Here is a 24,315-nt window from a genome sequence, read left to right as displayed (position 1 = left end):
CCTATGTCGAGTGAAAATAACCATCTGTCTTTGCCCTCTGAAGCCGCTCGGCCAAGTTTGTGGCAACCGCAGCCAATTGATAAGGTGACCATTGATCAAGTACTTCGCGGGCTGAAGCGGCGCTCAGCAGTTGGCATATTGGCAGGTGCACTAGTCTCAATTGGCTTTTTGGGATACTCTTACCTCTTTTTGAGAAGCTATCGACACTCTGTGTTGGTGCAGGTTGAACCTATCCAATCCCCAAGCGCCCGGCCAGGAACATCTTTAGAGTCACTCCGTCAGCTTTCTCCAATATCCCTGCCCCTTTTGTCAGGTGAAACAAAAGGTGATGTGGCAACTTTGGTTCAAGTACTCAATAGCGACATTGTTTTGCGTCCAATTTATGAGAAATTTTTAGTAGCAAATCCTGATCTAGATCCAAAACAATATTCGTATCAATCTTTTATTAGATCCTTAAAAATCCAGCCAGCGAAAGCAACCTCAGGTAAGAGCCTACTAGATCAGTCAGGTCAAAAGATTATAGAAATCCAATTTTCTGCAAAAGAAAAAGAAAAGATAGAATCACTCCTAGGAATTCTTGTTGAAGAATTAAAAAGATTTAGTGAAGAAGAAAAGGAGAACCAAATAGCGGATAATCTGCGCTATGTTAACCAAGAAATTCAGAAGACCCTGAGTCAAATTGACGATCTAGAGGATCAACTTAACCAATTTCGCTTTCAGAATCAGGTAGTACGACCTGACTTAGTTGCTTCCCAGTTGAACTCTGTGAACTCTGGCAGCAGCAATCTTGAAACGTATCTTAGCCTTTTGGATAATTTGATCTCTGCAAGAAATGAAAATAGAGTAAAACTGGAGTCGGCTCAGGCAACGTTTAACTCCCTCGAAGCACAGTTAAGGTTGTCTCCTGCTGAGGCACTTGCTGCCGCCAATCTAGCTGCTTCTCAAAACTATCAGGAGTTGCTAACAAAATTAACAGAAACAGAAACTAGGCTGGCTGGGGAGCAGGCTAAACTGCCTGAGAATTCACCGACAGTGCAAGTGCTACAGGAAGAAAAGCGACTACTGCTAGAGCAGGCCAGACAACAAGCGCGACAGATTACGATTAGAAATCAGGATCAAGTTCGTCAACCCGAAACGCTGATTGGTTATCAAAGTGCCGTTTCTGGGTCTCTAATCGCGAAGTACATAGAGACCAGAATTGAGCTTGAAGCGCTGCGGAGGGCGGATGCTGAATTAAGCAACCAAATTCAGACCACTGAGGCAGAGATATCGCGAGTAATACGCCTTGCCAATCCTTACCGCAAGATGGAACAACGTTTTGCAGCAGCACAGGAAGCTCTGAGGTTATTACTGCAAACTCGACAGTCCCTCCAGCTGCAGATTGCGCAACGGGACTTCACATGGCGAGTCCTCTCAGATATTGACAACAAGGAAGAATATCAAGTAACCCAGCGTTTATTACGGGCACTGGTGATAGCTTTGATGCTGGGGGGAGTGTCTGGGCTGCTTTTGGCCCTAATCCTCGATTGGTTGGATGATCGCTTTCTGGAAGTGGAGCAAATTCGCCAACAAACCCCCTTACCGATTCTTGGCGAGATTCCTCTGACGAAGACATTTGATCAATTGGCCTTTAGTCGCCTAGAAACACCGTTGACGCTCTGGGGATTGCAGCACCGTTTGCCGAGTGCCACACCTGCTTTTAGGGAAAGTTTTTACTTCCTGTTGACGCAGCTAGAGTCGTTGGGATTGCCCCGCTCTTTGGCAATAACGGGTACAGTGGGCAAAGAAGGACAAACGACCCTTGCGATTTACCTTGCGGTTGCAGCAGCGGCGATGGGAAAACGGGTCTTACTGGTGGATGCCAATTTGCGTCAGCCCAGCATTCATCAAGGACTTGGCATTCCCAATGTCGCAGGCCTAGGGGAGTTGTTGCAAGGGGAAATGCCTTTTCCCCACTGGTTCAGTCTTTTAGCAAATCGTGCGGAAAGACTCTGGGTACTGACGGCGGGTCAGGTTCAGCAAGAGCCGATGATACTGCTGAGTTCTGCGCGGTGGTTTGATTTCTTGGAGGGCGCTAAGGATACCTTTGACTGCGTGATTCTGGATGTGCCGCCGATTTTGGCTGCTGCGGAGGCGCATCGGGTTCTGGCAGCGGTGGAGCGGGCCCTCTTGGTTGTGCGCTTAAAGAAAACGCGACGGGAAGCCTTTGCTCAGGCCCTGCAGGCTTGCGATCTGAGCTTACAGCAAAAGCTGCTTGGGATTGTCGTCAATGGTGTAGCTGTCAACCACCGAGATTTCAGAGGTTATCAGAACAGTGCTGCTGAGTCAGCGGTGGCACCCCTCTCTATCTAAGGTTTCACATCTCCCTTTCGGGGGACAAAATAGCCATTAAAACAGGCCCAAAGAGTAGGGCATGGGCAGCTAAGGTGAGGCCTGTCCAAAGCAGGGGAAACCAGCGCCAAACTCCTGCTTCTAGGGGCGGAAACAGGGCATAGGCTAGCCCGATGAGTGTCGGCGGTAAAATGATGAGCAAAATAGCTAACACAAGGGCAACAACGGTGACCTGAGAAGAGGGGCGGTGGAGCGATCGCCAGCCTGTACCTGTCCACTGCCAGCGAAAAGCGATCGCCCCATCTTCAAGGCGAGCCGTTTGGCGCTCAGGATCAAGGGTAAAAATGTGGCGGCAAAAGTTACAGGCATGGGTTTCCATGAGCACCATGGGGACAATTTGGCCATGGCGGCAAATAGGGCAGGGGTAGATGCCATGGCGCTCAAGGGGCTTAGGGAGTGGTTCCACCATGAACCTCAGCGGTCTGGGGGTGGAGGCGTTGTTGCTGGAGCCCGCGATAGAGACGATTGAGGGCATTCATATAGGCATGAGCCGAAGCAACAATAATATCCGTATTGGCGGCATGGCCCGAGTAAATGCGATCCCCGTGTTGCAGGCGAATGGTCACCTCGCCGATGGCATCAATTCCCGCAGTCACTGACTGCACGGAATACTCAATGAGGCGATTGGGAATTTGCACCACGCGGTTAATGGCACGATAGACGGCATCCACAGGGCCTGTGCCAATGGCGGCATCTGTCAGCTCCTCACCACTGGGCAGACGGATGGTTACGGTGGCGGTGGGGCGGGCGCGATCGCCACAGGAGACCTGCACAAATTCCAGCTGGTAGCCTTGAACATCAATGGCTTGGGTTTCGTCTTTAACAATAGCTTCTAGATCCCAGTCAGTGATTTCTTTTTTCTTGTCGGCCAGATCCTTGAAGCGCAAAAACGCCTTGTTGAGTTCCGTTTCACTGAGTTCAAAGCCCAGCTCGCGCAGGCGGGTGGCAAAGGCATTGCGACCAGAGAGTTTGCCCAAAACAATTTGATTGTCGGCTAAGCCAATGAGCTGAGCGTCCATGATTTCATAGGTTTGCTTGTGCTTGAGGACGCCATCTTGGTGAATGCCTGATTGGTGAGCAAAGGCGTTGGCACCGACGATCGCCTTATTGGGCTGAATCAGCATGCCCGTTAGATTTGAAACCAAGCGGGAGGTTTTGTAAATTTCGCGGGTGTTGATATTGGTCAGGGGTGCTTCTGATTCAGGGGGACGGCCAAGGAAGGGGTTAAAATACTGCCGCCGCACATAGAGAGCCATCACCAATTCCTCAAGGGCAGCATTGCCGGCGCGCTCCCCAATGCCGTTAACCGTACACTCCAGTTGCCGTGCCCCATTTTTCACAGCCTCAAGGAAGTTGGCAACGGCCAAGCCTAGGTCGTTGTGACCATGGACTGAAATGACGGCACGATCAATATTCGGCACGTTTTCCTTGATGCCTTTGATCAGGGCGCCAAACTCGGCGGGGGTGGTGTACCCCACGGTGTCGGGAATGTTAATTGTTGTTGCACCGGCGTCAATCACCCGCTCCAAAACTTGATAGAGAAACTCAGGATCCGAACGTCCGGCATCCTCAGGGGAAAACTCAACATCATCCACAAAGGACTTGGCATAGGCCACCATTTCGGGGGCAATTTCCAGTACCTCAGCGCGGCTTTTCCTGAGCTTGTACTCAAGGTGGATATCCGATGTGGCAATGAAGGTGTGAATCCGCGGATAGTAGGCGGGCTTGAGGGCTTTTGCGGCGGCTTCAATATCTTGGCGGGTGGCACGAGCCAAGCCACAGATCACCGGCCCTGTTTCGGTGCCCACGGTTTCGGCAATCCGCTGTACGGCTTCAAAGTCGCCGGGGCTGGCAAAGGGAAAACCCGCCTCAATAATATCCACCCCCAGTCGGGCCAGTTGACGGGCGATCGTGAGTTTTTCATCCACATTCAGCGAGGCACCCGGCGACTGTTCACCGTCCCGCAGGGTGGTATCAAAAATCAACACCCGATCAACGGTCTGGGGAGGATATTTAATGCGCATAGACAAGCCCCATTCAAGCTTGAGAAAGAGTAGCAGTTATTTCTACTCTAACATTTTCGCTGGGAAGCAATGTCTAGGGAACTTGCCAAATGCGTTGGTGATAACTGGGCAAGTGATCCAAGTCCATGGTTGATCCATGGTGAGGGTGATGCCCCCCGTGATCATGGCTGTGGGAGGGGTGCTCATGATCCTGATGATGGTGGTGATGATGGCTATGGCCTGCCACCAAGCGGAATTTGCAGGCTTCACAGTTCATGGCCACCTGCCCCGTATGGGTTTCAATTTCCCGCTGCCGCGTGAGATAAAATAGTTGCGGATGCAGGCCAATTTCCGGTAGGTTCACGTATTCAACACTGGGATAGGCAGCTTGGGCTTCTGCGGTAAGGGTATAGATTTTCTTGACTAATGCCCCTGTAAACATGAAGTGGGGCAGGACAATGACGCGGCGGGGCTGGTAAAGATTCGCCCGCCCAAATCCTTCGGGTAGGCGGGGATGGGTAATGCCAATAAAGCAGACCTCAACGGTTTTGTAGCCACTGCCTTCCCAGAGCATGCGGGCTAGCTTAAAGACATCGCCATTGGCATCGGGATCACTGGAGCCGCGTCCCACCACTAGGAGAACGGTTTCTTCGCGGCCAATGCCTTGGGGATTAAATTCTGGTGAGTCCAAGCGTTCAAGGCGCGATCGCCACAGGGTTAAAATTTCGGGGGCAATGCCATAGTGGCGGCCATAGTGATAGCGCAATTGCGGAAACGCCCGCCGTGCCCAATCCAACTCATTGGTGACATCAAACTTATTGTGGCGAGCAGCAAAGAGTAAAACTGGCAGCACTGACAAGTCTGTATGACCTGCAGCAACACACCGGCTGAGCACATCAAAAATCGAGGGTTCCGTTAACTCCAGAAAACAGGGAAAAACAGGCCGGCAGGGATCCAGTTGATAATAGGCTTGGGCAAAGTCCAAAAATGCTTGGCGACCTTCCGGATCGCGCGTCCCATGACCGACGAGTAAAAGCGGTCGAGATTGGGGGAGAGGGGGTAAATCGAGGCTAAAACCGAGGGGATTGAGAATGGAATCGTTGAGCGTAACAACCACGTTGAAACTCCATGCCCGTGCGACGCAGGCAAACAGAGTGAACCACAGCAAGTAGGCATTCTGGCTGAGGGGGGTTCCCCATCACAGCTGCGGCACAGCACCAGACTTGCACTGGATTTTCCCTACAGGCTGCTCTTCACAGTGAACGTTGCCAATTGTAACGAGATTCTCAGACCCCTGTCTATGCGGGGGGTGGGCACATTAGGGACTTATAGCGCCGCAGCATCGAGAACGCCAATGGTCTGGTTGTAGATGGCTTGAGCTTCTTCGGGGGTGTTGCCAATGCTGACGAGTCCCAGCTTACCAAATTCCGAGAGTGCCCCCATGAGGTGAAAGACAGTGCCCGTTTCGGTGCTGGAATCAAAGTGGAGATGGTAGCGGGCAATCATATCTAAGAGATCATTGGGCAGGAGGCCGCGATAGTGGGGTTGGCAGAGGTTATCGGAGGCAATGTAATACTTGGGACGGCGGTGCTTGCTGTAAAACAGTCCAGAGGCTAGCTCATAGTGACCATCGGTGAGAAACTTTAGGGTCATGAAGGGGTGCGTGGTACCACCCTTGCGCAGGTTAATTTCAATGGCGTAAAGCTCCCACCCTGCTGTTGTCTGGGTGGCAACAACGTCCACACCAAAACAGCCGATCACCCCCTGCTGTGCTAAGTACGTCCCTACCTTTTGCCCCAATTCTTGGAGTTGTTGGCGATAATCGGCATGGGCAGGAAATTCACAGCCAATGAAAATTTGACCTGTGGGGGCATTGAGTAATTGCTCATGGGTGGAGACAATTTCAACACTGCCTTTGGGGGTAATGCAGCCTTGGACACTGGGCGATCGCTTGACAGCACCTTCCACAAAGGCTTCGACAATCCCCCCCAGATCCATAAATCGCTGCCGATAGGAGAGCCAAGTTTCATTAGGCGCCTGAAAGACCATCTCCTCTAGGCTATTTTCAATCCGTTGTAGATGATCGGGGGTGTGTGGGCTGCCAAGGGGGCGCAGTGGGCGCAGATCAAGAAGAGCATTGCCTTCTCCGGAAAAAGCCTCATTGAGTTTCACCACCACCCGTTGCAGTTCAGGGGATTTCTCTTGGAGGTGAGCGATCGCGCGCACCAGTTCCGGTACCCCCTGCAAAAAACCGCTGCCCATCGGATGGGGAATGCCTGCAGCTGCAAAAAGTTCCCGACTGCCCGCCTTGGTTCCCCAGTAGAGGAGGTCGGGATCCGTCGAGTAGAGGGGAATGCCTAAGCGTACCGCCAGTTCCCGCTCCAAAGGGGTGGAGTTAAAACACACCATGTAGGCTTGGTTGGGACGCAGGGCTTGACGAATACGCTCCAAAAGGCGAGGCCGCTCTAAAATTTTCGCAGTCAAGGGTTTATCGGAGCGATCGTAGGTGGCCAGCAGCAGCAGGCGATCGCGGGCATGGGAACTGGGTACGCCGGGGAGTAAATCCAGATAATAGTCAATAATGCTGGGGTGCAGCGGCTGGGACGTCACGTAGATCATGCGGGTACGCGGATTCCGCAACTGGATCAGCGTATAGAGTTGCCGCTCCTCGTAGTGGGTGTAGCCGGTGATCTTGGCCAGCTCCGGTTGGGGAAAGCTCAGGGAAGGCACCACCACAATATCGCGCTCAATACCGCCGGGACCCTTGGGCAGTTCAGGAATAAACGTTTCTGTCCCGTCCCAGCACTCCAAGAGTTGCGTTTGCAGTTGGCGGAATTCCTCAGCAATTGACATCAAAACGCCCCTATGCCCTTGTCCCTAGTTTAGGGAGTTTGAGTCGCACTCATCGCTTGGGGGTCATCTTGTTCAAACTTTCTTTACTGAGGAACGGTGCTTCGTTTGCTCAGCTTCAATAGCCAACAAACTAAGGTTTGCCATCAAGTTCAATGTACCTGACATGCACCTGAGCGGGGCGCAGAACAAAGGGATTTTGCCACTTGCCGGCAGGACTGGGGTACGTTTTTTCGGGATAGGAGAGCAAATCGCTGTAAACGGCGCTTAATTCAATGGGAACACCTGCTGGCACATTAGTCATCTTAAAGGTACATTGACCATCCTGAGCACCAGCGGCAGGACCAGTAGCAAATACCTTGATGGGCGGTAAATTTTGCGGTTTAGCAACAACTCGAATCGCTGAGCAGGCAGCCGGTGCAACATTGCCCATTTGATCGCCAAAAAAAATACGGCCTTGCAGCGTTGCCGTGGGTAGAGCCAAAGCTCCGCTAGTTTGAGTGAGTGTCCCAGTGAGCAGTAGCAAGGTGGAAAGAGATAAGCGTTTCATGATGTGGCTCACGCTCCAGAGAAGGGGTGATGATTCAATCTTGGCGGAGCCTAGGAAGAATCCCAGTGAAGGCGATCACAGGATGGATGAGAACCGCAGCACAAAACATGAAGCTCACACCACCTGCTGACGCGCGGAGGGGAGAGTGCAGGCTAAACATGTTCAAATTTGGGCATCAGTGTCCCTTGGTGTAGAGATTGTTTCTTGGTGAACGTAGCGCGCTCCAGCAAACACCTCACGGGTGGTGCGGCTATACCAATTGCGAAATGAGGGTCGCTTGAGAATGGGGCGCGTCCAGTGACTACCGCCCTTGAGGACAAAATGCTCGCCATCAAAGTAGGGGGCAGAATACCCCCGGTAGGGATAGCTCTGGAACCCCGGATAGGGGGCAAAGGGACTTTGCGTCCACTCCCAAACGTAGCCCTGATTCAAGAGTCCCTGCTGAGCAGCAATTTCCCATTCCCGTTCACTGGGGAGACGTTTGCCTTGGAAATGGCCATAGGCTTCCGCTTCGTAGAAACTAAGTCCCCACATGGGTAAGTCTAGGTTCTCAGGAATCGGGTAAAACGGTGAGGCAATTTCCTCTGCCTGTCGCCATTCCCAACCACTGCTGGACCACCATTCCCGCCGCTGATAACCACCCGCTTCCACAAAGGTGAGAAATTCCCGCCAGGTCAGCGGTGCCGCATCAATCGTAAAAGGAAGTAGTTCGACACTCTGGACTGGCTGCTCGTTATCAAGGGCTAAGAGGTCTTCACTGCCAATGACATAACTGCCAGCGGCAATCCGTTGCCAAGACTGAGGCGACGATAGGAGAGGGGGCAAGGTGGTGAAAATCTCCTGCATCGCCAGCACCATTTGCATCGTTTCCGTGTGCTGGGCTTCATGCTGTAAAATCCACCACCAGAGACGGACTTCCCGTTGCCACTGCTCGTCGCTAAGGCTGTAGAGGCGATCGCCCGTCTTTTGGCGAATCTCTGCTAAGTAGTCAAGTAGCTGGCCACGCGGCGGTAGATGCTGTCGTTCGGCCTTGGGGCGGCCATCGGCGGCATACCAATAGCGATCGCGATCGCTCACCCCTGAGGATTCTGGCAACAGCCAAAAGGCTTCTGTGTAGCCAATGTGTCCCAAATGCCATCCCACAGGGCTATAGAGGGGATGGGGCTGCGCACAAAGGACGGCCTCGCTCAACTCAGCCACAAGTTGGCGTGTAAATTGCCGCTGGTTCTGAAAGGCTTGCCAAAAAGTTCCCCGATCCAAGGGATTAAAAGGCACTGATATCTCAGAAGGCGTAAATTTCTGGTTCACTCTGCAAACTCATCAACAGCAATTTATTTTCCGGTAAAAGATACCACTCCGTTTGCTGATCTACCGGCTCTGAGGTGAGCTGAATTTTCTCGGCATCCTGACTCCAGTACAGGGTGGGGGGTGGTGTGCCCCGCGCACAGCGGGTGGCGAGAATATAGACGCCATCAGTCAGAATCATGGCGGCACTAACACTGGTACGCGCTGCCTGCGCTAGGGAAAAAACAATTTGCAGTGTTTGCCGCAGTACCATCAACGGTGACAGTTGCGGATTCAACACCAATTCATTGCAGAAGAGGGCAAACAGGTGCTCAGAGTCTGTAGAGCCTTCAACAATGTTGTAACAAATATCCGACAGGCGATCGCGCATGGGGCGGTAGAGGGTTTGGCGAAAGTTCTCGATAAAGCCATTGTGCACCCCCAGCCAGCGTCCCCAGCGAAAGGGCTGCGTATTCGTCATTTGCACGGGTTGACCCGGTGTGGCACTGCGGACATTGGCCAAAAAACAGGCAGATTCAATGTAGCGGCTTAAATGCTCAGTAAAGTTAATATCATGCCACATGGGCATCGTTTGCCGATAAAGAAAGGGGGGCACATCTTGGCGGGCAGCATACCAGCCCACCCCAAAGCCATCGGCATTTAAGAGTCCCGCCGTCATTTCGCGGGGTTGATAACTTTGCACCAACAGGGAATGGGGAGCATCCACCAAGGCATGGGCAAGGGACGTTTTGCGCCCCATATAGGCATAAAGACGGCACATAAATTAACATGTAAGTTTGATAGGAATACCTTACCCCCGATTCTAACTTTCAGCAAAGGATTTTTCAGGGCGCTATATCCAGTTTGAGAGCTGGCAGTAAAGCTTGCTAGAGTGTAGAGAAAAAAGGTTATCTGCAATCAATGAACCCAACGGATTCCCTAGAGGATGATTTTCCCGACGTCGAAGCCATTGTGCCCCCTGAGCAGTCCCAAGCCTTGGGGCGATCGCAAATTCAGCGCACCTTGGTGATCACAGAAACAGCCTTCCTTGCCAGTACCGCTGCCCTGCTGTGGGTGATTAACTTTTATTTGCCCATTGGTCCAGTCTTGCGCCTATTTTTTCCAATTCCCATCGCCCTCGTTTATTTACGCTGGAACCGCCGCGCCGCTTGGATGGCGGCCATTGTCAGTGCCTTGCTCCTTTCTGTGTTGATGGGGCCACCCCGCAGTCTGCAATTTCTCTTGCCCCACGGCATGATGGGGGTCATTTTTGGCGGCTGTTGGGCCAAAAAAGAAGGCTGGGGACGTTCCATCCTCAGTGGCGCAGTGATTGGCACCGCAGGATTTTTCTTTCAGATTAGCCTTGTGTCCATTCTGCTCGGGGAAAACCTCTGGATTTACTTCAATCAGCAGGTCACGAATTTCATTGATTGGGTACTGGTCAATCTGAATTTGCTGCTGGAGCCAACGGTGACCCTGATCCAAGTTGTGGCACTGCTACTTGTCTTTTTCCAGTCCACGGTGTATGCCTTAGTGGTGCATATTTTGGCATGGACACTGTTGGAGCGATTGGGCAATCCGATTCCGGATCCGCCCCCGTGGCTGCGCACGATCCTTGAAGACCCCCGCTAGATCCTTTCGAGACAGCGGCGCTGATAGAGGGCTTGGGGGGTGGCACTGCCGGTACAAAACAGCACGGTTTTCAATTCCTCAAGGATAAAATCAATGCGTTGCGCAAGTGTCTCCTCTGATTGATGGGCGGCCTGCAAAAAGGGGCGCGCTAAACCGGCAAGACTAGCACCGAGGGCAAGGGCCTTGGCCACATCAATGCCATTTTGAAGTCCGCCAGAGGCAATTAGGGGCGTATCTGGTAGGGCAGGATGAATTTGCTCCAAGCACTGCGCCGTAGGCATACCCCATTCGGCAAAGGCTGCTCCGAGGTACTGCTGACGCCCATCCTGAGCACGCGCCGCTTCCACCTTGGCCCAAGAGGTTCCCCCTGCCCCCGCCACGTCAATAGCGGCTACACCCACCTCCACGAGTTGCTTGGCCACGTCGGCACTGATACCATTGCCCACTTCCTTCACAATTACAGGCACCGGTAGGGCACGGCAGAGAACACCAATTTTCGTCAACAGTCCCTTGAAGTTGCGATCGCCCCCCGTTTGGACGGCCTCTTGTAGGGGATTGAGGTGCAAAATCAAGGCATTCGCCTCTAGGAGATCAATAATCTTTTGGCATTCATTGACGCCACAGCCATAGTTCAACTGCACCGCGCCAAGATTGGCTAAGAGGGGGATAGTGGGTGCCTCTTGACGAATGGCAAACGTGGTCGCCACCTCTGGATGCTCCAGCAGCACTCGCTGGGAACCGACACCCATGGCAATTCCCTTTTGTTGCGCCACCCGGGCTAAGCGGCGATTGATGTCTCCCGCTTGGGGGGTGCCACCGGTCATGGAGGAAATCAGCAGGGGGGCAGCGAGTCGCCAGCCCAAAAACTCGACGCTCAGATCAATCTCGGCAAAGTCCAGTTCGGGCAGGGCACAATGGCGAAAGCGATACTTCTCGAAACCGGTGGTGATTTCTTGATGACTGACATCACCTTGAATACAAAGCTCGAGGTGCTCCGCCTTGCGCTGCTCAATGGGACTGCTCACCACTCGTGTTCCTAAAGTTAGGCTGCACCAACATTATAGAAGGCAGCTCAGGGAGCATCCCTATCGGCATTAACGGAAAACCGTCGGCACTCTCAACCCCGCTGCCAACAATTTCAGGCCATTGGCTGCTGCATCGCGGTAACGCAACTGACCGCAGAGAATTTGCCCCATCCGTTGCAGGGCGCTGGGACGTTTGATAGCCACTTCATAGGCCATGTGGGGCATCCGATAAAAAAGAGTCGCTAGACGTTTTGCCCAGACCATATCTGCTCCCCACGCCTGTTGGACTTGACGGGAATAGTCTGCGAGAGCCTCTGGAACACCATTGAGGGCGCGATCGATCGCTTGGGCAGCTAGCATTCCGGTCAACAGTGAGGGACGAATGCCTTCGGCAGTAAACGGATCAACGATACAGGCGGCTTCCCCGGCAAGGAGGGCATTTTGGGTGTGCAGGCGCTGGTGCCGCTGCCAACAGTAGAGGGGGTGGCCATAGACCTTGACTTGACTGAAATCAACGCCAAAGGTTTCAGCATATGCTGCCCCGATCGCCCTCAGATTTTGCTTGCGTTTTAGGGAAAACGTGCCCACACCAATCGAGTAGCCCTCCCGTTTAGGAAAGTTCCAAATGTAGCCATTGTGAACGCGACCAAAGTCAAAGTGGGCTGCCCTCAGGGCATGATTGGGCATGGCTGCTTCAACCTCAATGGCTGCTCCTATACGCTGCTGACGATGTTGGAAGCCCAACCACTTGGCCATTGAACCTTTGGCACCATCACAGCCAATCAAATACTGCGCTGTGAAATCCCCCTTGGGCGTATGCACCTGCCAGCGATCGCCCCCCCAAGTTAGACCTATAACGGGAGTTTGAGCCGCTACCTGCGCCCCCTGTTGCTGGGCCTGTTGAATCAGAAAATTATCAAAGACATCGCGGCGCACCATCCACACCGCTTGCTCTGGGGGCAGTTCTAGCACTTGCGCTTCCCCACCCTGCCACGTACAGACCATTTGCGTCAGCTTCAGCGAGATAGCAGGAGTAAAGTCAAAGTCAAACCAAGCTTGCACTTGGGGCGACACACCTCCCCCACAGGGCTTGTAGCGGGGCAGAGCTTCCTTTTCCAGAACCAACACCCGCCGGCCTCGCCTAGCCAAGTGATAGGCAGCTGCACCGCCCGCAGGGCCTGAACCAACAACAATGCAGTCGTACACCACAGGGTCACTCCTCAGTTGCTTTGCACAGATGCTCAAAAAATAACAAAAATCACCTAAGAGAAGCTGATCTGACTGGATTCGTAGTCGGGGGGTTCGACGTGGATGACAATGCGAGCCGGTCCATAGCGGTCTTGCAGCAGGGCTTCAATTTGCTCGGTAATGTCATGGGCCGTGGGAATATCTTCCGCCTCGACAATTAAGTGCATCTCAATAAACACTTGCCGTCCCACCATTCCCCGCGAGCTAATGTCATGGCAATTAACCACACCGGGCACGGTCATCACTAGCTCATGGATGGCTTCGGGGGCGATCGCCATCTCATCCACCAGCCAAGGAATGTTGCTTTTGAGGACTTCCCACGCACTCCAAAACACAAGGGCCGCGACGGGAAATGCCAACACCACATCCAACCAGGCCCAGTTGAAGGTCCACACCCCAATCAGCCCCAAAAGAACAATAATCGTTGTCCAGACATCGCTCAGGGTATGCTTGGCATCAGCAATGAGCACGGAATTATTCAGCTTGCGCCCCATGTGGTGTTCATAGAGAGTAAGGCCGATATTCATGCCAAGGACAAGGATCACAATCCACAGTTCTGCCCCTGTGATCGTCACGGCACTGCTTTTATGCAGCAGGCGCTCAACCGCACTTTGTAAAATCTCAAAGCACACCATGCCCAGAAAGGCGGCAATCCCCAATGCACCGAGGGCTTCAAACTTTTGGTGACCGTAGGGATGGTCGCGATCGGGATGGGGGTTAGCCCACTGCATGGCCACTAAGCCCAAGATGCTACTCCCGGCATCGGTCAAGCTATGCAGGGCATCGGCCTGTAAACTCAGAGAGTGACTGAGAACACCAACAATGGCTTTAATGGCCGTCAGGGCAACATTGACCCCTAGCGCCAAGAACAATACCCGCTGGGCTTGTCGGCGGTGGTCGGCCACGGTGCTCACCTAACTGAGTGAACTTAAGGATTGGCTGTCTGGGCAGGACGCGCTGATTGGGTATTGCGTCGCTCCGCTAGGATACGTTCATTGAGAACCGCTAGCGCCCGTGTAAATTGAGGATCACGATCGGTGGCAATGTCATCGCGCGTCAGTTGTTCCCGCTGCTGCTCCGTGAGTGTGACTTCAATATCGGGTTCAATGCCTTTCTTGTTAATATCACGACCACTGGGGGTAAAGTATTTGGCGATCGTTACCGCAATCCCTGCCCCTTCCCCCACGGGCTGGACGGACTGCACCAAGCCTTTCCCAAAGGTGCGTGTTCCCACCAACACGGCACGGCCATTATCCTGTAGGGCACCTGCGAGGATTTCGCTGGCGCTGGCCGAGCCGCCATCAATGAGAACCACAAGGGGCTTATTGGTCAAGAAGCCGCGACCGGCGCGTAAGCGTTCTGCTTCCCCTTGGCGATTGACCGTAGAGACAATATCGCCCTGCGGTAGAAACATGCGGGCAATTTCAGCACTGGCAAAGAGTAGGCCACCCGGATTGGAGCGTAAATCCAAAACATAGCCTTCAACGCCTTGCTTCTCTAACTCCCGAATGGCGGCGCGCATTTCTGCTGCTGCATTGGAGCTAAAGGTGACAAGGCGAATATAGCCGACAGGGCCTTGGGGAGTTTGGCGTAGGCTGAAGCGAACAGGATGAATTTCAATGCGGGCACGGGTGATCTCATAATTCAAGATTTGATCGCCCCGCTGGATCGTCAGGCGCACTTTTGTATTCACAGGGCCACGGATCATGCTGACGGCTTGGTTGAGATCCATGCCCTTGGTGGATTTGCCATCAATTTTCAGGATCACATCCTTGGCCATTAAACCCATCTCAGCGGCGGGACTCCCTTCAATGGGGGAAACCACGGTGATTTCTTTGGTCTTTTCGTCCTGGGTAATGGTGATACCTACCCCTGTGAGTTCACCAGAGGTTTCAATTTGCATAGAGCGAAACTGCTCCGGATCCATAAAGCGGGTGTAGGGATCATTGAGCTTCTCGAGCATTTCCCGTGCTGCCTTGTAAGCATCCTCAGGTTTGGTGTAGTTCCGAGAGAGAAATTCCCGCCGCACGGCACGCCAGTCATTGCCATTGAAGGTGGCATCAACGTATTCACGGTCAATGACCTGCCACACTTCATCCACCAGTTCCTTAGGACTTTGGCGAAAACCTGCTAGGCTACGGGACCAGTGCAGACCCGCACCCGTGACAGCAACTAATGCCGTCATAACCACTGTCGTACTGACAACGAGCGTGCGGTGTGTGATGCCCATATGATTCGTCCTAAATTGTCGATCCTTTAGCCTACGCCCAATCTAGCACAAAGACTTGCCTTGGCCGTTGGCGATCGCAGGCTAAATTTTCCGACGCTCAGCAGGCTCCAAAAGTGCCTAGACCCCCAGTTGCTGGCGAATGCAGTAGTTCACACTTTCATCGAGAACCCGCTGTGCCCGCTGTTGGCGAGGAGATTGCGGTTGACCGCCGTTGGGATCAAGGGTTTGAAAATCAGTGTAGCTCAATCGCTGTTGAATGTAGTTGATGGAGCACTGACAAATATTACCCATCATTGAACGGGGCACAAGGGGAGCCGATCGGCGGCCACGCTCGATGCAGGTATCCATAAAACTATTCACCGCCACTGGGGGGTAGGGTTGGGAAATGGCCCCTGCTGGCAGCGTCAGGCTAGTGGCTAAGCTGCTACTAATTAGGATTAAAGAGAATAATTTCATAAGTAATAGGCGCTTACACTAAAACATCCTCGTCATACCCTAGGACGCCCTTTTTCATGCAAAAAGTTTCAATCAATAAAGGCGCGATCGTAGGCTGCATTGGAACCCACGAGCATTGAGCCAATCCCCGAATCGGTAAAAATTTCCAGTAATAGGGCGTGGGGCACCCGGCCATCAATAATGTGCGCTGCTTTCACCCCTTGAGCGAGCGATCGCACGCAACAGGTGACTTTCGGAATCATCCCCCCAGAGACAACCCCCTCTTTAATGAGTTGCCGCGCTTCGGCAATATCAAGGCGATAAATGAGAGTACTAGGGTCGCGATAATCCCGTAAAATACCTGCGGTATCCGTCAGTAAAATCAGCTTCTCAGCCCCCAAAGCCGCCGCAATCTCGCCAGCAACAGTATCAGCATTGATGTTGTAGGCTTGCCCAGTATCATCGGCAGCCACACTGGAGATGACGGGAATATACCCCTTCTCCACTAGTGCCGTAATCACGCGGGTATCCACCCCCTGTACTTCACCGACAAAGCCGATGCTATCTTCCCCTTGGGCGCGGGCACGAATCAGGTTGCCATCTTTGCCGCACAGCCCCACTGCTTTACCACCCGCCTGATTGATCAGGGTGACAATTTCCTTGTTGACCCGACCCACCAAGACCATCTCCACCACATCCATCGTTGCGGCATCGGTGACGCGCAGCCCATTTTTGAATTGGGGTTCAATGTTGAGTTTGCCAAGCCAAGTATTGATTTCTGGGCCACCGCCATGAACCACCACAGGGCGAATCCCCACATAGGAGAGAAAGACAATATCGCGAATCACGGAATCCTTGAGCTGTTCTTCCTTCATGGCGGCACCGCCGTATTTGACCACAAAGGTGCGCCCGGCAAAGGCTTGGAGATAGGGCAGGGCTTCACTGAGAACACGAACGCGATCGCTATCGCTGAGCATAGAGTTTTCTTTTGTCCGTCTAAAAACCTAAGCAGGGATCAATGGGGGGCTGAGCAGAGGGGGGATCTTTCTCAGCAGCAACTGCTAAGCGGGCAGCCAACCCTGCCGCAGAATCGCGAATCAGCGACCAAATCAATGGCGCCAGCCACCCCCGCAACATCACTGAGCAAGAAATCTGACTCCCACAGACCGTTGATTCTAAACGATAGGTTACCCGTTCCTCTACCCCCGGCAAGACCAAAATGCGAATACTCAACAGTTTTCCCGGTGATACCCGTTCGACAAAAATCCGAATCGGCCACGGAATCCAACGGGTCATGGCTTGGAAAATAAACCCCGGCTTGGGTACGAGTCCGTAGGGCACATTCGTGCGCAAAATCAAGGGATGCCACGACACATCGGCCAAATTCACCACTTTGCGCCAGATCAAATCCACCGATGCAGAGCTAAGGGCTTGATAGGTGCCTGCCAACGGCCAGCTGTAGGTCATTTGCTGTTTTTTCTTTTGTTGACGACGGCGATCGGCCACAGTCTCGTTACCCTGCTATTCCTGACGATTTGGACACCACGAAAGAATAAATAATCGTCTGAACCCTTGATTGATCCAAGAGCCTTATCTATATTAGAACGGAATTTTCCGAGCAGGAGTTTCGTAACTCTGTGTAACGATTATTTTTCTAAACGCACGGCATACCACTGAAGGTAGCCACCATTGGGTAATTGCAGTTCACAACCCGTTGTCAGGAGGTAGTGGGCACGACTTTCCACATCGGGCAAAGCAAGCAGATCCGGCGTTAGGGCAACCTCGGTTCCTGTTAGATACTCCACCAGCTTGGCCTGTAGCTCCATCGGCGTGAGAAAGACTTCATTGCTGGCACTGGATTCGAGGACAACGTACATTTCTTCAGTGAACATAGCGAATGCGGTTAAGTTGACATTGATTACATTGGAAATTATCCGCGCAGCAACGCTCGGCCTTTACTGGGCTGGCAGTGCAAACATCTGTACAGCATAGACTTCTCCGCGTGCTGTATTCAAAGCAATGCCAAAGCCAAAGCGGGTAAATTCAGGCCGCAGGATATTTTGGCGGTGCCCCTCACTATACATCCAGCCTTTTTGGAAGCGCTCAATCAGCTTATAGTTGAGCACCAAGCCGGGGGTGCCCTTCTGCTCCATGATATTTTCACCGACGCCACCGCGTCCCCCCAAGGCGATAAAGCGATCCATTGGGGATTGCCCATCGGGATTGGTATGGCTAAAGTATTGGCGTTTGAGCATATCTTCGGCGTGGCGTTGTGCTGCCTCTGTCAGTAATTCATCGGCAACAAGGGGCGGCAGTCCATTGAGCTGGCGATCGCGATTCACCAATTGCAGGGCAAAGGCTCGTATTTCCGCAAGGGAGCGTTTTGGCTGAGCAGCAATGACATCCACCTGTGGAGCACCAATTTGCCAATCTTGCCCCCCTTGGCCATTGTTCAAGTAAAAATACTCCTTGGCCGCTGCAAGGGCAATGCCGAGCATTAAGGTGACGTATAAGAAGACCTGTAGGCGTTGTTGATTGAGGTGGCGGCCAGCCATGGCTGCGAAGCTTGTTAATCTATTGTCAGTCTATTGCCAGTGTACGCGAGCAAGTGCGGAATCCCCTACATTTTCTGCCATTGCCCTCAGCTGGTTTTCCACAGTACTGTAAACAATGGCTTGAAGCCTGCTAAGTTTGCAGTCCCTCAATCATGACCTCCAAGTTACTAAAGGATAGCCACCCATGGCAAAATTAGTCGCATTTCATGAAGAGTCCCGGCGATCGCTCGAACGCGGAATTAATGCCCTTGCCGATGCCGTGAAAATTACCCTTGGCCCCAAAGGGCGCAACGTGGTGCTTGAGAAAAAGTATGGCGCACCGCAAATTGTTAACGATGGCGTGACGATCGCCAAGGAAATCGAACTGGAAGATGCCTACGAAAATACTGGTGCCCAACTGATTCGGGAAGTGGCCGCCAAAACCAATGATGTCGTCGGCGATGGCACAACAACAGCGACCCTCCTTGCCCAAGCCCTGATCCGTGAAGGCCTGAAAAACGTGGCTGCCGGTGCTAACCCCATTGCCCTCAAGCGCGGTATGGAAAAAGCGATCAAAACCATTGTCGAGGGCATTGCCGAAGTGGCCAAACCCGTTGAAGGGGACATGATTGCCCAAGTGGCCACCGTCTCTGCCGGTAATGACCCCGAAGTGGGAGCCATGATTGGTGAAGCCATGGCCAAAGTCGGCAAAGATGGCGTGATCACCATTGAAGAATCGAAATCCCTGAATACAGAAATGGAAATTGTTGAGGGGATGCAGTTTGATCGCGGCTACATTTCGCCCTACTTTGTCACCGATCCAGAGCGGATGATTGTTCAACTCAACAATGCCTATCTGCTGTTGACGGACAAAAAAATTACCAGCATCCAAGACCTGATTCCCACCCTAGAAAGAGTGGCTCGCAGTGGTCGTCCCCTCGTGATCATTGCTGAAGATGTAGAAGGCGAAGCCCTCGCCACATTGGTGGTGAATAAACTGCGGGGTGTCCTCAATGTGGTTGCCGTGAAAGCCCCAGCCTTTGGCGAACGGCGCAAAGCGATGCTCCAAGACATTGCCATTCTCACGGGCGGTCAAGTCATTTCTGAGGAAGTGGGACTGACCCTAGATGATGTGGAAATCACCATGCTGGGAGAAGCCGCCTCCGTCACTGTGACCAAAGACACGACCACCCTGGTGTCGGAGAAGGGCAATAAAGCCGATATTCAAAAGCGGGTCGAGCAGCTCAAGAAGCAGTTGGCCGAAACCGACTCCGAATACGACAAAGAAAAGCTGCAAGAGCGCATTGCCAAGCTCGTGGGCGGCGTAGCGGTGATCAAAGTAGGAGCTGCCACCGAAACGGAATTGAAGGATCGCAAACTCCGCCTCGAAGATGCCCTCAATGCCACCAAAGCGGCAGTGGCTGAAGGGATTGTGCCCGGCGGTGGTGTGACCTTGCTTCACTTGGCCAGTCGCATTGATGCCCTGCTGCCTAGCCTCAGTCCCGAGGAACAAACAGGGGCACGCATTGTTGCCAGTGCCTTGGCAGCGCCAGTGGCTCAAATTGCTGACAATGCTGGTGTCGAAGGAGCCGTAGTCGTCGAGAATGTCCGTGCCGGTGACTTTAACTATGGCTTTAATGCTGCAACGGGCACCTATGAAGATCTCGTTAGTGCCGGTATTATTGACCCTGCCAAAGTCGTACGCTCTGCCCTGCAAAATGCTGGTTCGATCGCCGGCATGGTACTGACGACAGAAGCCCTTGTGGTCGAAAAACCGGAACCGAAACCGGCAGCTCCTGCGGATGGCGGTATGGGGGGCATGGGCGGCATGATGTAGGCTTACTGCCCCAATAGTTTGCTAGGTTCTCTCCTCTCTAACTGGGGGGAGAGTTTTTTATTGGTGGCTAAAATTGCAGGGCATTCTGTGTCACTTGGGCGATCGCCTGATCGGTGGCCTTGGGCAAATGGTAGTACTTACCCCCCGCTTGCCGTGCCAATTCTTTGCCCATCCCCGTGGAAACAAACTTATTCTCGGTGTCAATCACCAAGAGCTTCAGACCCAAGGCTTGAATTTTAGCGGCAATTTCCAGTACTTCCGCTTTGACATCGGGCTTGGTCTCCGGCGGAATGGTTTCGCCAAGGGAACGGCTCAGGGGGATATTGCCTCGACCATCGGTAATGGCCACAATCATCACTTGACCAATTTCACCGCTTTGTTTGGCATTCAAACCCACTCGCACCGCTTGGGTCAGACCGTGGGCAAGGGGAGAGCCACCCCCACAGGGCAGGGTTTCAAGGCGTCGCCGTGCCGCTTCAATGGATCGGGTGGGGGGTAGGAGCACCTCTGCTTGCTCGCCACGAAAGGGAATCAGCGCCACCATATCGCGGTTTTGATAGGCTTGGGTCAATAGGCGTAAAACAGCGCCCTTGGCAGAATTCATGCGGTTCAGTGCCATTGAGCCAGAGGCATCCACGACAAAAATAATCAAGGCACCCGCTTTGCGTACCAAACGTTTAATTCGCAGATCACTGTTTTCAACAATGACGCGGCGTTGGGGTTGGCGTAGGCGACGGGATTTTTGGTAGGGAGCGGCGCTGCGCAGGGTGGCATCCACCGCAATTCGACCCCCTCGGCCACGGGGCAAAATGGGGCGGATATAGCGACCGCGATCTTGGGAATAAATCAGGCTACGGCTCCCCGATTTCCCTTGGCGCTGGGTCAGTTGGGCAAAGTAGAGCACCGACTCATCCAAGACCGTGCCATCGGCCTCAAAGACAAATTCCTCAGGAATCGGTGGTGTCTCCTGCTGCTCTTCCGGTGGTGTCTCTGGTTCATCGGGTTCTTCTTTGGGGTCAGACTGCTGATTCTCTGGGAGGGGCGGCGGTGGGGGCGGTTGATCCGGCGGCGGTTCCAGTTGCGTGGCTCGCGACACAATGACGAGTTCAACAGCGCGGCGTAGGTCTTCGGCATTGACCCCACTGCGGCCATTCAGGGCAGCATGGGCTTTGGCCACCCGCACCGCAAAGAGTTCTGCTCGATGGCCTTGCACTCCCGCCCGTAGGGCTTCGGTGACCAGATAGGCAATTTGCTGCCGTTGAATTTTCACTTCCTTGAGCCATTCCCGCGCCAGAATAATTTGGGTGCGCAGATCCTCTAGCTCAGCATCGTACTGCTGCAAAAAGGCTTGGGGCGAATCAGCAAATTGGGTGGCATGATCCACCGCTGCAACCCGCTCATCTAAGCCCAGAACCGTATCCGCCGATAGGGCGATCGCAAACCGATCCAGCAGATGGGGTGGTACTTCTCCCTCATCGGGATTAAAGGTGGCAATCAACAGGGGACGACAGGGGTGATCCAGACTAATCCCCTCCCGTTCAATTTGGTTGCGGCCAGCACTCAGCACGGCCATCAGGACATTGGCTAGCTGCTCATCCAAGAGATTGATTTCATCCACATAGAGCACGCCGCGGTGGGCTGCCGCCAATAGGCCGGGCTGAAAGACCGCTTCGCCCCGCTGCACCGATTGACTCACATCCACGGCTCCCAAGAGGCGATCTTCGGTGACCCCTAGGGGAATTTGCACAAAGGGGGCTGGAATCACTTTGGTGGTCAAAGCGACATCGGGATGACTTTGGCGCCAAGCCTGCAAGCGGCTATCCCAGTCTTGAGGACGTTCGGGATCGGGGTTGGCAATGATCGGTACTGGGATCTCCCCTTGATCAATGACTTCAATGGGGGGCAATAGGGCATGAATACCCCGCGCAAGGACGGATTTGGCAGTCCCCCGCCGCCCCGCAATGATCACCCCCCCCAAACCGGGATCAACGGCGGCCAACAGCAGCGCCAATTTAATAGCCTCTTGACCAATGATGGCGGTGATGGGAAAGGGGGCGATCGCGAGCGTCATTGCATCCCTGTTGAAGGTAAACAGCAGTCGTCATCATCTATCTTACCGAGGGTGGAAACCCTTTCCCGCCTCCTTGGCTAGACTGGAGTTAGAAACCCATGGAGAACTCTCTTAATGAAATACTTTGGGCAGACAGTTGCTGCTGTAACCTTGTTAATCCTGACACCTCTGTCGGCACTGGCACGCCCCCTCTCCTGTCGCTCCTATGAAAGTACCTTTGTGGCCACGGAGACCCGTAGCTATTGGGTGAATATCTGTGGGGGCGATCGCCCCGCCTACTATATGGCACGACACAAGCAGGATCCGCGCCTATCAATTCGGCTGCCCCTGCGGGATTGGAGTCCTCAAGGGTACTATTTTGAAGCCGTCAATGGTGAGTACACGTATCTATTGACCAAAACACCCCGCGGGATGTTCTTGACCGTGAATCGTGGTACCCATGAGCTGCTGCGGGAACCTGTTTTGGAGCCGTGGTAAGCAAAGGAGCCAAATTGGTTAAAATGAGTTCTTGTTAGCTGAGGCCGCCCTATGGCAGAAGAGATTTTCAATACTGCGGTAATTACGTTTACGCTGGTTCTAGTTGGGTTAGGCGCAGGGTACCTGCTGTTGCGTTTGACCCCAGACGATTAAGCAACCCAATGCCCCTAGCCGGCAAAGAGCACCAGCCACAGGGGCAAGAAAAGAATTAAGGCAAAAAGACTAGTCAAAATTAAGCTGGCGGCAAAAGCGCGGTCTAAGTGATAAACATCCGCCAAGATCAGCGTCATAAAAGCGGGGGGCATGCCTGCTTGCAGCACCATTCCGAGGCGCGGCAGCCCGGTGACCCCAATCAGAGTTAACCCTACCCCCAGCAGCAGCGGCACCAGTAGCATCTTAATCGCCAGACAGGGAATGATGCGTTCCCAGCGGAGTTTGAGGGGAGCCTCACCGAGGCAGATGCCCATATAGATCAATCCAGCAATCACCATTAACCACCCCAAGGTTAAAAGTCCCTGTTGAGCGATCGTCGGTAGAGGGTACTGTCGCAACAGCAGCCCCAAGCCCACACACCAGAGGGTTGGATTGCGGCCAATGTGCCACAGCAGTTTTGCGATGGAAATGGCGCGATCGCCAAAACTCGCCGCCACACCAATGCCAGCACTATAGGAAATGAGGAGCGTCCCCATCAGATCAAAAAACAACGCCCAACTGAAGTGCTCTTGCCCCAGCAGTCGCCAAGTAATGGGAAAGCCAATAAAACCCGTGTTGCCCACCATGGTTGCCAAGAGAAAACTGCCCTGCTCCTGCCGCGTGTGAGCGGGATATTGCTGCAACCACAGCCACGCCAAGCTGACGCCGATCCCCATTCCTAGCCACGCCAATAGCGGAGCCAACGTACTGTGACCCGTAATCGGGGTGGTGACAATAAAACTAAATGCCGTTAGGGGCGTCCCCACCCAGAACAACCCTTGCGCCAGCCAAGCCCCCGTCGTTGGTGGCAAAAAACGGCTACTGCCATAGCCAATGCCCATGCACAGAAAGATTAATCCGTAGAGTTCAGCGAGGGTCGGCAGTAGGGTAAGGAGAATTTTCACGGGAAAAGCATACGCCTTGGGACAGGAATTCTGGCTTGACTTTGGCCAAAAAGACCAGCAGTGAAGCCGTGACCACTCCCTCCAACATAGCAAGGGGCAAATGGGCAATCCCAATCGCAGCGATCGCTAGCCATTCCCGCTGTTGATCCAAGGGTGCTGGCAGGCTCAGGAGAATCACTGCGCCAAATAAGAGAACAGCCAACAGCACAGCCCCCGCCCCAAGGATAAACCCGAGGAGCGATCGCCCCCTTGGCGGACAGCGATGCCACAGCCCCCGAAAAACAGCAGCGGCAAGGAGCGCTGGAATCCCCATGATCAGCGCATTGAGACCCAAGGTCGTCAGACCGCCATGACCAAACATCACCGCCTGTAGAAATAATCCCACCACCACGGCTATCATTGCCCCTTCCCCCAAAAGAATCCCCAGACTGCCAAGGAACATGAGATGGACACTGGCGGGAGGCAGCGGGATATAAACCGCAGAGGCGGTAAAAAAGGCAGTGGTTAATAGAGCCAAACGAGGGACGATCGCTAGCGGATCTACCGTTGCCCGCTGCAAACGGCGGCAAGACCACCACAGGAGACCACCGCTACCGGCATAACCCAGTCCACACCACAGGGGCGGCACTAAACCATCGGGGATGTGCATGA

Annotated in this window: 24 protein-coding genes and 1 riboswitch; of the genes, 5 read left to right on the top strand and 19 right to left on the bottom strand. The window is 53.5% G+C overall.

Annotated features, from left to right (window positions below; translation table 11 throughout):
• Positions 1-3 precede the first annotated feature (3 nt).
• Positions 4-2,352 (top strand): hypothetical protein, encoded by a 2,349-nt coding sequence (locus RHP47_RS09030; protein ID WP_310840284.1) that lies wholly within the window; start codon positions 4-6, stop codon positions 2,350-2,352.
• A gap of 4 nt (positions 2,353-2,356) precedes the next feature.
• Here RHP47_RS09030 and RHP47_RS09025 read toward each other — a convergent pair whose 3' ends face one another.
• The 7 genes from RHP47_RS09025 to egtC all read right to left on the bottom strand — a co-directional run bounded on the left by RHP47_RS09025 (position 2,357) and on the right by egtC (position 9,859).
• On the bottom strand, positions 2,357-2,800 hold the full coding sequence (locus RHP47_RS09025) for a hypothetical protein (RefSeq protein ID WP_286625441.1): 444 nt from the start codon (positions 2,798-2,800) through the stop codon (positions 2,357-2,359).
• On the bottom strand, positions 2,781-4,415 hold the full coding sequence (locus RHP47_RS09020) for a 2-isopropylmalate synthase (protein ID WP_310840283.1): 1,635 nt from the start codon (positions 4,413-4,415) through the stop codon (positions 2,781-2,783). The genes RHP47_RS09025 and RHP47_RS09020 overlap by 20 nt, the downstream gene beginning before the upstream one ends.
• 73 nt (positions 4,416-4,488) lie before the next feature.
• Positions 4,489-5,511: a sirohydrochlorin chelatase gene (locus RHP47_RS09015; protein ID WP_310840281.1), complete on the bottom strand. Its 1,023-nt coding sequence runs from the start codon at positions 5,509-5,511 to the stop codon at positions 4,489-4,491.
• Between the two features lie 32 nt (positions 5,512-5,543).
• A riboswitch (cobalamin riboswitch) is annotated at positions 5,544-5,685 on the bottom strand.
• 35 nt (positions 5,686-5,720) lie between these two features.
• A complete protein-coding gene (locus RHP47_RS09010) occupies positions 5,721-7,247 on the bottom strand; it encodes a peptide ligase PGM1-related protein (protein ID WP_310840279.1) in 1,527 nt (508 codons plus the stop codon).
• Between the two features lie 130 nt (positions 7,248-7,377).
• The gene (locus tag RHP47_RS09005; protein WP_149820131.1) at positions 7,378-7,794 is read right to left on the bottom strand and encodes a hypothetical protein; all 417 of its coding nucleotides are present in this window, start codon (positions 7,792-7,794) and stop codon (positions 7,378-7,380) included.
• A gap of 162 nt (positions 7,795-7,956) precedes the next feature.
• The gene (locus RHP47_RS09000; protein WP_310840278.1) at positions 7,957-9,069 is read right to left on the bottom strand and encodes an SUMF1/EgtB/PvdO family nonheme iron enzyme; all 1,113 of its coding nucleotides are present in this window, start codon (positions 9,067-9,069) and stop codon (positions 7,957-7,959) included.
• Positions 9,070-9,076: 7 nt separating this feature from the next.
• Positions 9,077-9,859 (bottom strand): ergothioneine biosynthesis protein EgtC, encoded by a 783-nt coding sequence (gene egtC, locus RHP47_RS08995; RefSeq protein ID WP_149820127.1) that lies wholly within the window; start codon positions 9,857-9,859, stop codon positions 9,077-9,079.
• Between the two features lie 140 nt (positions 9,860-9,999).
• On the opposite strand from egtC, the gene RHP47_RS08990 reads away from it, so the two are divergent.
• A complete protein-coding gene (locus RHP47_RS08990) occupies positions 10,000-10,710 on the top strand; it encodes a DUF2232 domain-containing protein (protein WP_149820125.1) in 711 nt (236 codons plus the stop codon).
• On the opposite strand, the gene fni is transcribed toward RHP47_RS08990, so the two are convergent.
• The 9 genes from fni to RHP47_RS08945 all read right to left on the bottom strand — a co-directional run bounded on the left by fni (position 10,707) and on the right by RHP47_RS08945 (position 18,203).
• A complete protein-coding gene (gene fni / locus RHP47_RS08985; RefSeq protein WP_226971936.1) occupies positions 10,707-11,735 on the bottom strand; it encodes a type 2 isopentenyl-diphosphate Delta-isomerase in 1,029 nt (342 codons plus the stop codon). The genes RHP47_RS08990 and fni overlap by 4 nt on opposite strands.
• A gap of 69 nt (positions 11,736-11,804) precedes the next feature.
• Positions 11,805-12,941, bottom strand: a complete 1,137-nt coding sequence (locus tag RHP47_RS08980) for a geranylgeranyl reductase family protein (RefSeq protein WP_149821783.1) — start codon at positions 12,939-12,941, stop codon at positions 11,805-11,807.
• Between the two features lie 56 nt (positions 12,942-12,997).
• A complete protein-coding gene (locus RHP47_RS08975; protein ID WP_190278046.1) occupies positions 12,998-13,888 on the bottom strand; it encodes a cation diffusion facilitator family transporter in 891 nt (296 codons plus the stop codon).
• Positions 13,889-13,911: 23 nt separating this feature from the next.
• Positions 13,912-15,213, bottom strand: coding sequence for a carboxyl-terminal processing protease CtpC (gene ctpC, locus RHP47_RS08970; protein WP_310840275.1), 1,302 nt, complete (start codon positions 15,211-15,213; stop codon positions 13,912-13,914).
• A gap of 117 nt (positions 15,214-15,330) precedes the next feature.
• Entirely contained in the window at positions 15,331-15,669 is a 339-nt protein-coding gene (locus RHP47_RS08965) for a hypothetical protein (RefSeq protein ID WP_190278045.1), read from the bottom strand.
• A 68-nt stretch (positions 15,670-15,737) separates the two neighbouring features.
• A complete protein-coding gene (gene argB, locus RHP47_RS08960) occupies positions 15,738-16,625 on the bottom strand; it encodes an acetylglutamate kinase (RefSeq protein WP_149820119.1) in 888 nt (295 codons plus the stop codon).
• 19 nt (positions 16,626-16,644) lie between these two features.
• Positions 16,645-17,115, bottom strand: a complete 471-nt coding sequence (locus RHP47_RS08955) for an SRPBCC family protein (protein WP_315863457.1) — start codon at positions 17,113-17,115, stop codon at positions 16,645-16,647.
• A 179-nt stretch (positions 17,116-17,294) separates the two neighbouring features.
• The gene (locus RHP47_RS08950; protein WP_149820114.1) at positions 17,295-17,540 is read right to left on the bottom strand and encodes a chlororespiratory reduction protein 7; all 246 of its coding nucleotides are present in this window, start codon (positions 17,538-17,540) and stop codon (positions 17,295-17,297) included.
• 63 nt (positions 17,541-17,603) lie between these two features.
• Positions 17,604-18,203, bottom strand: a complete 600-nt coding sequence (locus RHP47_RS08945) for a CAP domain-containing protein (RefSeq protein WP_286625425.1) — start codon at positions 18,201-18,203, stop codon at positions 17,604-17,606.
• Positions 18,204-18,387: 184 nt separating this feature from the next.
• Here RHP47_RS08945 and groL point away from each other — a divergent pair, with 184 nt between their 5' ends.
• On the top strand, positions 18,388-20,019 hold the full coding sequence (gene groL, locus RHP47_RS08940; protein ID WP_206201182.1) for a chaperonin GroEL: 1,632 nt from the start codon (positions 18,388-18,390) through the stop codon (positions 20,017-20,019).
• Between the two features lie 67 nt (positions 20,020-20,086).
• Here the strand turns inward: groL and bchD are convergent, their stop codons facing one another.
• The gene (gene bchD, locus RHP47_RS08935) at positions 20,087-22,090 is read right to left on the bottom strand and encodes a magnesium chelatase ATPase subunit D (protein ID WP_310840273.1); all 2,004 of its coding nucleotides are present in this window, start codon (positions 22,088-22,090) and stop codon (positions 20,087-20,089) included.
• 114 nt (positions 22,091-22,204) lie between these two features.
• Between bchD and RHP47_RS08930 the strand changes: the two genes are divergently transcribed.
• Positions 22,205-22,567: a hypothetical protein gene (locus RHP47_RS08930; RefSeq protein WP_149820106.1), complete on the top strand. Its 363-nt coding sequence runs from the start codon at positions 22,205-22,207 to the stop codon at positions 22,565-22,567.
• Positions 22,568-22,618: 51 nt separating this feature from the next.
• Positions 22,619-22,720 (top strand): cytochrome b6-f complex subunit PetM, encoded by a 102-nt coding sequence (gene petM / locus RHP47_RS13040; RefSeq protein WP_011057256.1) that lies wholly within the window; start codon positions 22,619-22,621, stop codon positions 22,718-22,720.
• Positions 22,721-22,734: 14 nt separating this feature from the next.
• Here petM and RHP47_RS08925 read toward each other — a convergent pair whose 3' ends face one another.
• Together RHP47_RS08925 and cbiM are read right to left on the bottom strand one after the other, a co-directional pair.
• A complete protein-coding gene (locus tag RHP47_RS08925; RefSeq protein WP_149820104.1) occupies positions 22,735-23,664 on the bottom strand; it encodes an AEC family transporter in 930 nt (309 codons plus the stop codon).
• A complete protein-coding gene (gene cbiM, locus RHP47_RS08920; RefSeq protein WP_310840272.1) occupies positions 23,627-24,313 on the bottom strand; it encodes a cobalt transporter CbiM in 687 nt (228 codons plus the stop codon). The genes RHP47_RS08925 and cbiM overlap by 38 nt, the downstream gene beginning before the upstream one ends.
• Positions 24,314-24,315 lie beyond the last annotated feature (2 nt).

This window comes from Thermosynechococcus sp. QKsg1 (genome assembly GCF_031586415.1).
Lineage (GTDB): Bacteria > Cyanobacteriota > Cyanobacteriia > Thermosynechococcales > Thermosynechococcaceae > Thermosynechococcus.
The sequence above is the reverse complement of the archived record's forward strand: the minus strand, read 5'-3'. Positions and strand labels throughout refer to the sequence as shown.